Annotated in this window: 12 protein-coding genes; 2 read left to right on the forward strand and 10 right to left on the reverse strand. The window is 34.0% G+C overall.

What is annotated here, in order from left to right; genetic code table 11:
* Nucleotides 1-36 precede the first annotated feature (36 nt).
* The 9 genes from AAC084_RS09270 to AAC084_RS09310 form a co-directional block, all read right to left on the reverse strand.
* A complete protein-coding gene (locus tag AAC084_RS09270; protein ID WP_339839851.1) occupies nucleotides 37-1,218 on the reverse strand; it encodes an OmpA family protein in 1,182 nt (393 codons plus the stop codon).
* 122 nt (nucleotides 1,219-1,340) lie between these two features.
* Complete coding sequence (locus AAC084_RS09275) at nucleotides 1,341-1,811, reverse strand: hypothetical protein (RefSeq protein ID WP_339839853.1); 471 nt, start codon at nucleotides 1,809-1,811, stop codon at nucleotides 1,341-1,343.
* A complete protein-coding gene (bshA, locus tag AAC084_RS09280) occupies nucleotides 1,774-2,913 on the reverse strand; it encodes an N-acetyl-alpha-D-glucosaminyl L-malate synthase BshA (protein WP_339839855.1) in 1,140 nt (379 codons plus the stop codon). The genes AAC084_RS09275 and bshA overlap by 38 nt, the downstream gene beginning before the upstream one ends.
* An 18-nt stretch (nucleotides 2,914-2,931) precedes the next feature.
* The gene (locus AAC084_RS09285; protein ID WP_339839857.1) at nucleotides 2,932-5,841 is read right to left on the reverse strand and encodes a glycoside hydrolase family 3 N-terminal domain-containing protein; all 2,910 of its coding nucleotides are present in this window, start codon (nucleotides 5,839-5,841) and stop codon (nucleotides 2,932-2,934) included.
* Nucleotides 5,842-5,935: 94 nt separating this feature from the next.
* The gene (locus tag AAC084_RS09290; RefSeq protein WP_339839859.1) at nucleotides 5,936-6,418 is read right to left on the reverse strand and encodes an ABC transporter ATPase; all 483 of its coding nucleotides are present in this window, start codon (nucleotides 6,416-6,418) and stop codon (nucleotides 5,936-5,938) included.
* A 40-nt stretch (nucleotides 6,419-6,458) separates the two neighbouring features.
* Nucleotides 6,459-7,250 (reverse strand): (Fe-S)-binding protein, encoded by a 792-nt coding sequence (locus tag AAC084_RS09295; protein WP_339839861.1) that lies wholly within the window; start codon nucleotides 7,248-7,250, stop codon nucleotides 6,459-6,461.
* Between the two features lie 8 nt (nucleotides 7,251-7,258).
* Nucleotides 7,259-8,584 (reverse strand): (Fe-S)-binding protein, encoded by a 1,326-nt coding sequence (locus AAC084_RS09300; RefSeq protein WP_339839863.1) that lies wholly within the window; start codon nucleotides 8,582-8,584, stop codon nucleotides 7,259-7,261.
* A 4-nt stretch (nucleotides 8,585-8,588) separates the two neighbouring features.
* Nucleotides 8,589-9,554, reverse strand: a complete 966-nt coding sequence (locus AAC084_RS09305; RefSeq protein WP_339839865.1) for an MlaD family protein — start codon at nucleotides 9,552-9,554, stop codon at nucleotides 8,589-8,591.
* A 47-nt stretch (nucleotides 9,555-9,601) separates the two neighbouring features.
* Nucleotides 9,602-10,891 carry an N-acetylmuramoyl-L-alanine amidase gene (locus AAC084_RS09310; protein ID WP_339839867.1) on the reverse strand — a complete coding sequence of 430 codons (1,290 nt, stop codon included), beginning with the start codon at nucleotides 10,889-10,891 and terminating at the stop codon, nucleotides 9,602-9,604.
* Between the two features lie 104 nt (nucleotides 10,892-10,995).
* Between AAC084_RS09310 and AAC084_RS09315 the strand changes: the two genes are divergently transcribed.
* Both AAC084_RS09315 and AAC084_RS09320 read left to right on the forward strand, forming a co-directional pair.
* Nucleotides 10,996-13,755, forward strand: a complete 2,760-nt coding sequence (locus tag AAC084_RS09315) for a putative LPS assembly protein LptD (RefSeq protein ID WP_339839869.1) — start codon at nucleotides 10,996-10,998, stop codon at nucleotides 13,753-13,755.
* A gap of 21 nt (nucleotides 13,756-13,776) precedes the next feature.
* The gene (locus AAC084_RS09320) at nucleotides 13,777-14,157 is read left to right on the forward strand and encodes a RidA family protein (protein ID WP_339839871.1); all 381 of its coding nucleotides are present in this window, start codon (nucleotides 13,777-13,779) and stop codon (nucleotides 14,155-14,157) included.
* A 4-nt stretch (nucleotides 14,158-14,161) separates the two neighbouring features.
* On the opposite strand, the gene AAC084_RS09325 is transcribed toward AAC084_RS09320, so the two are convergent.
* Nucleotides 14,162-15,013 (reverse strand): N-acetylglucosamine kinase, encoded by an 852-nt coding sequence (locus AAC084_RS09325; RefSeq protein ID WP_339839873.1) that lies wholly within the window; start codon nucleotides 15,011-15,013, stop codon nucleotides 14,162-14,164.
* Nucleotides 15,014-15,024 lie beyond the last annotated feature (11 nt).

Genomic DNA, 15,024 nt, shown 5'->3' on the forward strand with positions numbered 1-15,024 from the left:
TTAATCTTTCGGGCTGCCATTTTTGTATTCTACTTATTAAAACTCTAGTATAACAAACTCAGAACGTCTGTTAACTGAATGTTTTTCTTCAGAACAATAGGTTCTGTCATCACATTCATTTAATAACATACGCTCACCATAAGCTTCTGTAACTAATTTATCTTCCGAAATACCTTTAGACAATAGATAATCTTTTGTTTTATCAACTCTTCGTTGCGATAGCCTATCGTTATATGAACAGGCTCCCCTAGAATCTGTATGGGAGGTTATCTTTAATTTCAAAGTTGGGATTTCCGTCATTATGACGGACAACGAATCCAAAATAGTTTTAGATTTTCCTTTTATAGCAGATGAATTCAAATCAAAATACACATAACCCAAATTCTCGATTCTTGACCTTATATCTTCATTTCTCTTATTAAGGGCATCTAATTTCGCTTTTTCAGCAGCAGCCAATGCTGCCTCTTTTCTCTCTTTTTCAAGTCTTTCCGTCAGCAATACTTTGTCCTTTAATCTGTTGACCTCTGCAATTGAGTCTAATTGACGTTGCTTTTCCTTTTCTATAGCTGCCATAAGCTCCAATTTCTCTTCCCCTCTATTAGACAAGCCTTTCTCTATTCCGAATTGATACAACACACCTACAGCGTGTTGAATATGATTGGTGGCGCCATTATCTTGACTCATCGCCCATTTCCCTGAGGAACTGAAATCGAGTCCCCATCTATCTGAAAACCAAGTTCTAAATCCTACCACAGCATTGTAAGTACCTCTACCCAAATTATTAGCATCAGTATACCCTGCACCAATACCAATATATGGATCAAACCAACCTGTCTGCCCAATTATCTGATTTAAGTCATAAGTTAACCGAGCGTCAAGTCCATAATAACTAATATCTTCAAGTAGTACAACTGCATCAATAATATTACCTTCTTTATATTTATTGTAAGTACCAATAGCTTCGATTCCTAAGCCATTTTTAAAATATCTTCCGATACTTACTCGGGAAGGAAACGGAACAATATTCCATTCTTGACCAACGTTGAATAATCCATCAAAAACGTTTCCAGAATCATCAACGGCATTGAAACCAACACCGACAATCCAAGAACTCTGAACTATACTATCTTTTGCCGTAATTTGAAGCTCATCTTGAGCAAAACTGTAATTAGCAGCCAATAATAGTAATAAAAAACCAAAAAATTTAGTAGTTTTCATAATGAGAAATTTGGGTTATAAAATGTAAAATTAAATGTAGTTCAAGTGGTTGCCAAATAATTACTGTATATGGCAATTAAAATCGATTGATAGTTGAATGTAGATGAATTATCGACTAATTACTATTGAATTTTTAGAGCTTTTGAACTAAGTGGTAGTTTATAAACACTAAATGGACTGACTATTAAATTGTTTTCTTTCTCAGTTCTAGATTTGAGTTTATGAATAATTAAATTTTCGTCACTCTCTTTTATTTCTAAATCTGCAAAAGATGAGATTTTACTATCTCCGCACCAAACCAATAACATATTTTGAGTAAAATCAATTTCTGGTGGCGTCAAACCAGGCTTTCTCGTTCTATTAATTTTACCATAAAATAGATTTAAGGCCTCTTGATTTTTAATAAGAAAATATTCTTCTTCTTCAAAACCACTATAGTTTTCATTTAATAAATTCACTATGTCTGTGCTATTATTATCCTGCAAACCACTTGAAACTATACCTTTACAAGAATTTAACTGCACTATAAAAAAAAGAATATAATAAATGACGGGTCTAAACATTTTTAAAACGACTTTTAAATGCCCTTTCATAAACTTCTTCATAAAGTGGAACCACTTTTTGAATATCGAATCTTTGTGCCTCCTTTAGTGCATTAAGCTTAAACCTTTCTAATACATCATCATTTTTCAAGATTGTAATAGCTTTTGCTGCCATATCTGCAATATCACCTACATTACTTAGAAATCCACTTACACCTTCGGTATTCACCTCTGGAATACCACCAGCATTACTTGATATTACCGGCACCTTGTTTATCATAGCCTCTAAAGCTGCAAGGCCAAAACTTTCTGTTTCTGAAGGCAAAAGGAACAAATCTGAAAAACATAAAATTTTGTCAATCTCATTACTGTTTCCAAGAAATATTACCTTATCAGCAATTCCTAATTCTTCGCAAAGCCGTTCTGCACCTTCCTTCTCAGGCCCTTCACCAACCATAATTAGCTTAGAGGGTATTTCAAGTTGTATTTTACTAAACACCTTAATTACATCAGGTATTCGTTTCACTTTTCTGAAATTACTAATATGAGTTACAATTCTCTCATCTTCTGTAGCCATATTAGAACGTTGGCAATCAGTAAAAGATGTACTATATTTTTTTGCATCAATAAAATTCGGAATAACCACTATTTCCCCTTTTATATCAAAAGTTTCCAAAGTTCCCTTTTTTAAACTTTCTGAAACTGAAGTAACCACATCAGACTGATTTATACTAAATGTAACCGCAGGTTTATAAAAAGGGTGTTTACCTACTAATGTGATATCTGTACCATGAAGCGTTGTAATCATAGGAACATAAATACCCTCTTCCTCTAACATTTTCTTTGCCATATACCCAGCGTATGCATGAGGTATGGCATAATGCACATGTAGTAAATCTATTTTATGAAGTTTAATTGTATCTACCAATTTACTGGATAATGCCAATTCATAAGGTTGATAATGAAAAAGTGGATATTCTGGCACATGAACTTCATGAAAGAATATTTTATTACTTAACAACTCTAAACGTACAGGTTGCTTATAAGTTATAAAATGAATTTCATGGCCTCTATTTGCCAACGCTATTCCCAATTCTGTTGCGACAACACCACTACCCCCAAAGGTAGGATAACATACTATTGCTATTTTCATTGCTACAAAACTACCTTTTTAATTTATAATTGAGTCGTAAATAACTTGTTGAATTCTTGTTCTTAACCCAGATTTAACTAATAAGGTATTCGATGCGGACGGATATGTTCTGTTGGATAAGAACACATATACAATTTCTTCTTCTGGGTCTGCCCAAGTATACGTACCCGTAAAACCACTATGCCCAAAACTTTTTCTTGAGACACAACCACACGTAGGTCCGCTGTGTTCTAATTGAGGTTTATCAAACCCTACTCCCCTGCGTACATTCTTATCACAAAAATAGCAGGTATTAAATTTCTTGACCGTTCTAGAGTCGAAAAATTTGGTACCTCCATAATAACCATTCTGAAGATACATTTGCATAATCTTCGCAATATCATTAGAGTTACTAAATAGTCCAGCGTGTCCTCCTACTCCTGCTTGCATTGCAGCTCCCATATCATGGACATATCCTTGAACCCTTCCGTATCTATAATAATCGTCTTCCTCTGAAGGCACAATCATATTCTTATCAAATTTTTCTAAAGGATTATATGAAGTATGGTTTGCACCAAGTCTCCTGTATAGAAAATTACTTGTTAAATAATCTAACGATTGATTATACTTCTTTTCGATGATTTTTTTCATCACATAATAAGGCACATCACTGTAACGATACCTATTAGACTTTAGATCCTGCCTTCCGATTCTATTATATATTGAGTCTTGATAGGCATCTGCCAAATAAAGGTTATCATAAACTTTGGTTGAAAAACCCGGCAATGGTGAATTTCTATAGAACTCACTAGAAGGTTTTCTGTTTTCATCCAAAGTATTAATATAGAAGGGTATCCAAGCTGGTAAACGTCCATAATGCGATAAAGCTTTTAAGACAGTTACATTCTTAATTTCTGTATCTGAATAATTAGGCACCAATTCTTCAAAGGTGTCATTTAATTCTATTTTCCCCTCTTCCTCTAATTTCATTACCATAGGTAAGGTTGCCAAAATTTTGGTCAATGACGCTAAATCATAGATATAATCATTTGTAATCTTCTCTTTTGAATCATACGTTGGTTTACCAAAGCTTTTCTGATAGACTACCTTTCCTTTTCTAGTCACTAGAATTTGTGCTCCTGGAAACATTAAGCTATCTAAGCCATCATTAACCATACGGTCAATATTGCCCAAACCTTTTGAACTTAACCCTACTCGCTCAGGTATACTATACCCTAATCTACTCAAAGATTGAGTCCTTACCCCTGTATTTACAGGAAACTCTATATTTGCACTTACTGGTAATTTCCCTGAAGCACCAACAGCACCAAAAAGAATTTCTGCTGTTTTCTCTTGTGCAATATCACTATTTTGATAAGCCATAACAACGGCATCAATACTCTGAAATGATGGAATATCTAATAACGCATATGGTTTAGCAAATACACAAAGAACAAGATTAGATGTCCGTTCATTCGCTATCTCTTGCAACCAATTCAGCTCAGTACTAGAAAATTTATACGATTTCCACGGACTTTCATTACTCATATGATGACCCACAATAACAAGGTTAAACTCTTTCAGCTTCACCTTTAATGTATTTATATCATTCGCTTTTACTTCGGTAACATTGGCGTAGTTTTTAAGCCCCTTCACAAACGCATCATTTGAAGAATTACCAAATTTAACGTAGGCAATCTTTTTATTGTCCAAGTTTTTTATTGCGAGTAAATCTAATTTATTCTTTACAACCGTAATAGAATTTTCTATTGCTTCTTCATAAATAATATCGTCTTCAAGACTATTTAAATCGGCGTATAAATTATCAAGACTAATTGGTTTATAAATATTTAACCCCGCTTTATATTTCGCCAAAAGTATTTTTTTAACGGAATATGCTAAGCGTTCTTCTGTCAACTTACCTTTTTCATAAGCTTTCGTCAATTTCAATTTAGCACTAACAACATTCTCAGGCATTAACAACATATCATTACCTGCCATAAATGCAGCTAATTCCACACCACCGTCGCTTCCTTTTGTAGATACACCTTTCATATTAAGAGCATCGGTAAAAATTAAACCTTTATAACCAAGGTCTTCCTTTAAAATTCCTGATATGATTTGCTCAGAAATAGAAGATGGTTGGCCTTTTTTCATTTCTAATGCAGGCACTTCTAGATGGGCCACCATTATACTGCTTAAACCAGAAGCTATCAATTTCTTAAAAGGATATAATTCTAAACTATCAAGTCGTTTTTTAGAAAAAGGAATTACTGGTAAATCGTGATGCGAATCTACTTCAGTATCACCATGACCAGGAAAATGTTTTCCATTAGCCAATACACCTGCCCGCTCCATACCTTTGACAAAAGCGATTCCCTTTTCAACAACATTGTCTCTATTCTCACCAAAAGACCGATTACCAATTATTGGATTATTTGGATTAGTATTAATATCCAAATCTGGTGCAAAATTGATATGTACCCCTAGTCGTTTTGCATGCTTACCTATTTGATAACCTACTTTTTCAACAATTGAACTATCTTGTATTGCACCTAGAGTCATATTCCATGGAAAGGCATAGGTTGAATCTAACCGCATTGAAAGACCCCATTCAGCATCCATTCCAATCATTAATGGAATTTTTGATGCGTTTTGATAATCATTGGTCAGTTTAGCTTGTCTTACTGGCCCACCTTTTGAAAAAATAACGCCTCCTAAATTTTCTGTAATAATCAAATTTTTAATCCGATCTGTTGCCTGTTTGTTTTGATTAGATGCAACGCTAACCATAAATAATTGACCAAGTTTTTCATTAAGGGTCATATTTTCATATTGCCTATCTACCCAACTCTGTTGAGCCAGACTATCTTTGGTAACTAAAGGGTTTTGAGCAAAAAGACCTGAACAACAAAATAACCCACAACAAACTATTAAAATAAGGCGCATAAAAATATATGTACAGAGATAACTATTACGGTATGAAATTATTGCATTTCATCGATATAACCCAATAAATCAAGGTAGTTAAGAAGAATTTATGTTATAGAAAACGAGAATGCCAACTTTCAGAGGCAGGTACTTCCCAATGTTCAAGATATTCGCCCTTATTGGTGACCAAGTTATTGAATACTATCGTGTTCTTAGAAACAGCTTTTTGTTTGGCCATTGCCTTAAAATCCAGTAAGCTTTTATAGGCTACAAACTCCCCTTGTTTGTATGAAACATTCATTTTGTCAAGTAACAAAACATTGTATTTTTTCTCTAGAGCTTGTATAAAATGTACAGATGCATCAATTGAACAACCTGTAGCACCTTGAGCGGTTTGGTCTAATGAAATGACGATAAACCTTTTATACTTAATTTCATAACCAGCATTCAAATCATTACCATGTGCCGTCCAAGATTTTAAGAACGCATCTATATCTGAGCGGATTTCAATTAATTCATCTTCAGAAAATGATCGACTACATTGATATATCCAAACTCGTGCAGTTTCAGGTAATGTATTAAATTCTACTAGCAAATTATTTTATTTTTGTATTTAAAATTATATGTTGAATGTCTTATAGGTCTTCTGCCGTAGCAATCAATTCTGCAATATCCATTACAGCTATTGAATCTTCTTTCTCTTTGTTCTTGACACCGTCGGTCATCATTGTATTACAAAAAGGACATCCTGCTGCAATTATGTCAGGTTTTATTTCTAAGGCTTGTTCAGTACGTTCAATATTCACATCTTTATCACCTTTCTCAGGCTCTTTAAACATTTGAGCACCACCAGCACCACAACAAAGACCTCTTTGTTTACAGCTTTTCATTTCTACTAACTCTGCATCCAATTTTCTTATTAAATCTCTTGGAGCTTCATAAACACCGTTAGCCCTACCCAAATAACATGGATCATGAAAAGTGATTCGTTTACCTTTAAAGGTTCCTCCTTCCATAGATATTCTACCCTCGGTAAGTAGTTGTTTTAAAAACTGTGTATGGTGAACAACTTCATAATTACCACCTAAACCAGGATATTCATTTTTAATCGTATTAAAACAATGCGGACAAGCTGTTACTATCTTTTTTATTTCATACGCATTAAGCACCTCAATATTGGTAACTGCTTGCATCTGAAACAAAAACTCATTACCTGCACGCTTTGCTGGATCACCAGTACAACTCTCTTCTGTACCTAAAACAGCAAATGAAACATTCGCCTTGTTTAATATCTTAACGAAAGCTTTAGTTATTTTTTTTGCTCTATCATCAAAACTACCAGCACAACCTACCCAAAATAAAACTTCAGGCACGGTACTCGCCGCAAAAAACTCTGCCATTGTCGGCACTTTCAATTCACTTACCATATCTTCTTTTAAGATTCTTTACTCCAATTTAAACGGTCCATTTGGTTAAATGGCCAAGGTGCCCCATTATTTTCAATATTACCCATCATATTATTTAAATCTGTAGGCGCGGCAGATTGTTCCATTACTAAATATTGTCTCATATCCATAATAATGGATAAAGGATCTATACTTATTGGGCAAGCTTCTACACAAGCATTGCATGACGTACATGCCCATAATTCTTCTGGCGTAATATAATCGTTTAATAACTGCTTACCGTCTTCTTTAAACTCACCATTATTTTTATCTATATTCTTACCAACTTCTTCTAAACGGTCACGAGTATCCATCATTATCTTACGAGGAGATAATTTTTTACCAGTTATATTAGCCGGACATTCACTTGTACAACGACCACATTCTGTACAGGTATAAGCATTTAATAATTGAACCCAACTTAAATCTTGTACGTCTGAAGCACCAAATTTATCTGGGACTGAAGCATCTTCTGCAGGTTCTGCATAAGGGTCAGCATCAGGATCCATCATCACACGCACCTCATCTGTAACAGATTGCAAATTCTTAAATTGGCCTTTAGGTGTTAACTTTCCATAATAGGTATTTGGAAATGCAAGAAGAATATGTAAGTGTTTAGAATAATACAAATAGTTAAGAAAAAATAATATTCCTGTAATGTGCAACCACCATGCGATACGTTCTACTATTATTAAAGCTGAAATAGATAGGTTCTCAAATAAAGGAGCTATAAAACTACTAATCGGAAACGAACCTGCCTTGACATAATGTTCGGCACCCATTTGCTGTAATTGATAATCTGCCGCATTCATGGTCAGAAATAAAAACATCAATACCAATTCGATATACAAGATAAGATTACCATCTTTTTTAGGCCAACCAGTCATTTCTGGCTTAAAGAATCGTTTTAAACGAATTACATTTCTTCTTATCCAAAAAACTACAACAGCAATTATAACTAGAAAGGCTAATATCTCAAATGATGCGATAAGAAAATCATATAACAAACCTAAAACAGAAAATAACCTATGTGTACCAAAAATACCGTCTAAGATAATTTCAAGTACTTCAATATTTATGATAACAAAACCTACATAGACGATTATATGAAGTATGCCTGCAACAGGACGAACAACCATTTTCGTTTGGCCCAAAGCAATCTTTGCCATGTTTTTCCATCGTTGTGGCTTATTGTCTTTTAATGACTCCTCCTTACCAAGGAAAATATTTCGTTTTAATTTTGAAATATTCTTGACAAAAAAACCAACACCAACAATTAGGAGGATTATAAAAATAATATTTGGGAGATACTGCATAAATTTATTCTTCTATTTTCTGAGCTGGATCATCTTCAGGAACTGTGTAATCTTTTTGTTTTTTACCAAAAACTGAAACATTTACATACCGCTTAGGGTTTAAACGAAAATCTTGCAAAAGAAGCTCCAGTTCTTTGCTAGAACTATTCAAATTTGCATATAGTTCCTTATCATTCATTAACAAGCCTAAAGTTCCGTCACCGTTTTCTATTTTTTGGGTCACTTGGTTTAAACTAGCCATTGTAGATTCTAAGCTCGCTAAAGTACGACCGATACCTGCTGAATTTATTGAATCAGAAAGCTTAGCGAAGTTTGTGGTAAGTACATCAAGATTATTAAATGAATTATCTAACTTTTCCTTATTACCTTCCAATATACTATTGAGCGAATTTGCACTACCATTAAGACTCGATAACAAAACGTTTAGTCCACTGATAACCTCTTTCAATTCCTTTTTTGTATTAGTATCTAATACTGAATTTACGTTGACCAAAACAGAATCTGCACCAGAAATTGCCGATTCAAATTTCCGTACTAATGGAGTTAATTTTTGTTGTGCTAAATCTGTTATCCCAGGCCTAGTTTCAGTTTGTAAAGTATCACCAGATTGTGCAATACCCGTAGCATCAAAAACAGGTTTAATCTGTAACCCCTTACCTCCTATAATACCTGTATCATAAAGTTCTACTAAACTATTTTTAGAAAATTTAAAATCATTACCAACTGTAAAAGTAACTAACAGGTTTCCCTGTTCATCTAAAAATTTTATATCGTTAACCTTACCAACACTAAAACCATTAATTGAAACCGAAGTTCCAGATTGAAGTCCACCAACATTTGGGTAAATGGCATAAAAGGTTTTACTATTGTCAAAAATAGGAGTGGATTTCAAAAAGCTGAATCCCATGATAAACAAAAGAATACCTCCTATTACAATAATTCCCGTTTTTAATTCTCTAGATAGTTTCAAGCAATTATATTTTTAGTACACTCAAAATTAGGAATAATATTCACACTTTAAGGGGTAAATTCAGAAACCTCATCCATTGCTTCTTTTATTGGAATTCTTTCTCCTAATTTATATGCAACAATATATGCTGTTGAATACCCTTTTTCTTGAGCTAAGGTTTGCATCATTTTCGCTTCTCTATATGACCTAGTTTCCCCATACATATAGCGATATAAATTTTTATACGGCTCTTGCGATAAATTTGAAAGACCATTAAAGTTACTAGGATTAAGCTGTACATTTTTACTACTAGCCATCAACTGAATTTTGAATACAATTGACGCTGCAACTTCTTTAGAAGTAATAGCCTCTTTCTGTTTACTTTCAATTATTGGTTGATTTAAAACCTCTCTCGCTTCTTCAACATTTGTCGACTCAATAATCGATTCTTGTTTTGAACCATTTACTACTTTTTCCTTGGTTGGTTCTATTATATCATTTTTCTTCTCTACTACTTTTTCCGCAATCTCTTCATTAATTGTTGGTGCTTTAGGCTTTTCTACTGATGCCTCCACTGTTGGCTTAACACCTTCTTTATAGTGTAAGATTGCCTTAGCAATAGCACTACCCATATCCTTTTGTCCTTTATCAGAATTCAAATATGCCCCTTCATCTTTATTCGTTAAAAATCCCGTTTCTACTAAAACGCTTGGCATAAATGTTTGGTGTAAAACTATAAAACCAGCTTGTTTTACCTTCCTATCTGTTCTCTTTAATGAACTTGAAAAATTTTCCTGAATCATAGTAGCTAAAGCAACACTTTGGTCCAAAAACTCTTCTTGCATTATTGTAAGACCAATTACAGATTCTGGTGAATTAATATCATAATCGGCATATCTGTTTTCGTAATTATCTTCTAAATAAATTACCGAGTTCTCTTTTTTGGCAATTTCAAAGTTTTGCTTATTTGCATGTAACCCAAGTACAAAAGTACCTGCACCATGCGCATCTGAAGTATGTGAATCGCAATGCACAGAAACGAATAAATCTGCATTTGCCTTATTCGCTACCTCACCCCTAACGTATAAATCAATGAAAGTATCGTCTTTACGTGTATAAATAACTTTGATATCTTTATTCTTAGATAAAATTTCGCCTACTTTCAAAACAATATTCAGTGCAATCTTTTTCTCTAAATAACCATTCCCTAAATTACCTGGATCGTGGCCACCATGCCCCGCATCTAACACAACAATAAAAGGATCGTCAGAATTATTTTCTATATAAGACCCTGAAAAAGATTGAAGCAAAAATGAAATTGCCAAAACTAATGAAATGCAAAAGAATTTTATTTTCATACGAACTAGGGATTATATAGCCCTGATAATGGTTAAATTTATTGTAACACCCTACATGAGGATTAAAAAATATATGTAAGTTTGACATCTTAAACACTGGCTCATTGGACGGCCAAACCTTTACAAAAATAGGATATATAGCCTTGCAATCAAACAAACAATACTTACTTTTCCTATTCTTAGTTTTTGCCGGTGCTTTTTATGCTCTTGGGCAAGAAGACAAAATCATTCCACTTGACATTAAAGTAGAGAAGGATACTCTAATAGCTCCTTTATTCCCATCCACAAGCATTAGAGACTCTATTACAGCCGACTCCTTAGCTACAGATTCAATAAACAAAAAGCCACCTCTATTATTAGACAAAATAACTTATAAAGCGAAAGATTACGTTAAATTAAGTCAAAAAGAGAATAAAATTTATCTCTATAACGAAGCGGAAATTTATTATCAAGATACAGAATTAAAGGCTGGTATAATCATTATGGATTATATTAAAAATGAAGTTTATGCTGGCAGAATGATAGATTCTTTGGGAAATTACAGTCAGCTACCCTATTTTAAACAAGGTTCTAATATTGTTATACCCGATTCTATACGATTTAATTTTGATACTCAAAAAGCATTGATTTGGAATTCACGAACAGAGCAACAGGCAGCTGCAGGTCAATTAGGTAGTGATGCCATGAAGGTATACGCGGAAATTACTAAAAAAGAGAATGATTCGGTTTATTTTCTAAGCGAAGGTAAACTCACAACATCAAAAGACACTATAAACCCTGATTATTACATTCGAGTTAGAAAAGCAAAATTTGTTCCTAAAAAGAAGGTGATTGCAGGTTTCAGCAACTTATATATCGCGGATGTACCCACACCAATAGCAATGCCATTTGCGTATTTTCCACTTTCGGTAGGCAGGTCTGCAGGTATTTTAATGCCTTCATTTGGTAACGACCCAGATACAGGATATTTTCTACAAGACATGGGTTACTATGTACCTTTAGGTGATTATGCCGATATAACACTCTCAGGAGATTTTTACACCAATGGTAGTTATGCTTTTCGAACAGCGTCAATTTACACGAAACGATATAAGTATAGGGGCAATGTTAATCTAAGATTCGAAAACCAGGTAAATAGTCAAAAAGGATTCAGCGATTATAGCCTATCGCAAAATTATAATATTCAATTCTCTCATTCTCAAGATACAAAGGCGAGTCCGAATTCTAGATTTTCAGCATCAGTTAACCTCGGTAGTAGTGAATATTATAGAAATTCACTGCAACAACGAAATTTACCTAATACCCAGAACAACACATTATCTTCATCAATTTCATATTCAAAAACATTTCCTGAGTATCCATCAGTGAATATGAGTATGACTGCTACACATTCACAGTTGACATCACCAACCGCAACTGAATCTGACACAGATAACATAAATATGACCTTACCTACCTTTCAAGCAAGTATGGAGCGTATTTATCCTTTCGCAAAAAGAGACGGTATAAAAAAGGGAATTATTCAAAATGTTAATTTCCAATACAGCGTAAATGCACAAAATAGTTTAACCACGAATGATGAAGATTTCCTGACCACAAGAATGTTCGATAATGCGAGAGTTGGTGCAAGCCATAGCATACCTTTAACCACAAATTTTAAAGTAGCCAAATTTTTCAGTGTAAGTGTTGGTGGTAATTACAAAGACGTTTGGAGTTTAAACACATACAATCAGAGTTACGACTTAGATACAGAATCAGTCGTAAGAGATACCATTTCTGGTTTTGACCGTTATAACACCTATAATTTAAGCGCGAGCATTGGCACTACACTTTATGGTACTTTTGATTTAGGAGAAGACAAGAAAATACAAGCAATAAGACATACCATGCGACCATCTATTAGCTATGGGTACGCACCCTCTTTTGACCAATTCTACGATGAATACCTAGATGGTGATGGTGATGTTGTTCAATATAGCCGTTTTCAAGGAACTTTAAATGGCGCTCCTTCATTAGGCAAATCAAGCAGTTTAGGTTTCTCGCTAGCTAACACGTTAGAAGCCAAAGTGAGAGATAAAGATTCAACCAAACTAGAACCTAAGAAAGTTTCTTTATTAAGCAACTTCAATATTTCTACAGGCTACAATTTTGAATCAGACTCACTACGTCTTAACCCTCTAAGTGTTAATGGGGGCACCAACATTCTTGACAACAAAATGTCGATAAACTTTTCAGCAGGTCTTGACCCTTATGCCATTGATAATAATGGCACAAGAATAAACACATTCAACATTGATAATGGTGGAAGTCTTTTTAGACTTTCAAGAGCTAATGCTAACGTTTCATACTCCATAAGCAGTGAAATGTTTGGGAAGAAAGATGATAAAGGAGAAGAGAAAGAAGATGACACGGACCCATTTGATTATGTAGCACAAAGTGGAGGTAGAGATGATGACCTCTTTGGTAGGGCCGATAGTTTTAACGATAACCCCATTCGTGAAGGAGATAAAGATTCTGATGTTGAAAACCCTATATATGGCACCAAAATACCATGGAATTTAAGGCTGGCATATTCAGCTAGTTATAGTAATTCAGCAAGGCAAAATGAGTTTAGCAGCCATTCATTAATGTTTTCAGGAGATATTGAATTAGCGCCCAGATGGTCGGTGGGCGGTTCTTCTGGTTATGATTTTAAAAACGAAGGTTTTACATTAACTCAATTACGTTTTCAGCGAGATTTAAAGAGTTTTACAATGCGTTTTAACTGGACTCCGTTTGGTCAATACAAAAGATGGTATTTCTTTATCGGTATCGATTCATCTATACTTAAAGACCTTAAATGGGAAAACAGAAGCAAGAACTAATAATTATATAAATATTACAACATGAAAAAGATAATAAACACTACTAACGCTCCTGCTCCAATAGGCCCTTACAATCAAGCTATATTAAGCAACGGCACACTATATATTTCTGGTCAAATACCTTTGAATCCGAAAAATGGTGAATTAGTTTCTGGAGATATTAAAAAAGAAACTAAACAGTCTATGGAAAATTTAAAGGCCATTTTAACCGAAGCTGAAATGACCTTTGAACATGTCGTAAAATCGTCTATTTTTCTAAGTGACATGAATCAATTCACTGAAGTAAACGAAGTATATGCCTCCTATTTTAATGCTGAAACTGCACCTGCAAGAGAAACCGTAGAAGTTGCAAATTTACCCAAATTTGTAAATGTTGAAATTTCTATGATTGCTATAAAATAAAATTTTACATATTTGCTTGATGAAATTCTACTAAACCTTCTATTGGTTTCTGTCGAATAACCCCCACAATTAAATCATTCCTTAACAATACAGAAGTCAGCTCATCTCGCAAGTAATGGGCGATACTACCTACAAAGTTAATTGGCACTTTCGTAGCCAATTCAAACTGCATTACATAATTGTTGATGAATTGCTGAAACCCTTTATCAATAACACCTTTAGAGTACGGGTGGTCTTTATTTTCAATCAAAAAGCGAGCGAACGTTGCGAGATAAGTATTAGGGTTGGGTTGTTTGTATAGATTTTCTTTAATAACATCAGCATCTAAATCATGCTGCTTAGCAAATTTATGCGCTAAATCTGCTGGCATTTTATGAAAATAATAATCCCTGATTAATTTGCGACCAAAGAAATTACCACTACCATCATCCATTGGTATATAACCTAAAGATGTTACTTTTTGAAATAATTGATTACCATCGTAATAACTACAATTAGAACCTGTACCAAGAATACAGACAATACCTTGATGACCTACTTTCGTAGTAGCAAATATTGCAGCATAAGTATCTTCTTTTACATCTGCTTTAGCATTCGGAAAGAAATCTTTAAAAATAGCTTTTAAGAATTTTTTCATACGATCCGTTCCACAACCGGCACCATAAAAATATAGGTGAGATACTTTTTCACGGTTTTTAGAAAGTTCAAAGTTATTCGCCAAGCGATCTTCAATAACATCTTTAGTTAAAACCTCTGGACTTAAGCCCAATGTTTGCGTTAAAAAAAGCTGCTTACCACTTTCATCCAAAGCAATCCAATCTGACTTGGTTGCACCACTATCTACTATTAAAATCATATACCGAATGT

This window comes from uncultured Maribacter sp. (assembly GCF_963977385.1).
GTDB lineage: Bacteria > Bacteroidota > Bacteroidia > Flavobacteriales > Flavobacteriaceae > Maribacter.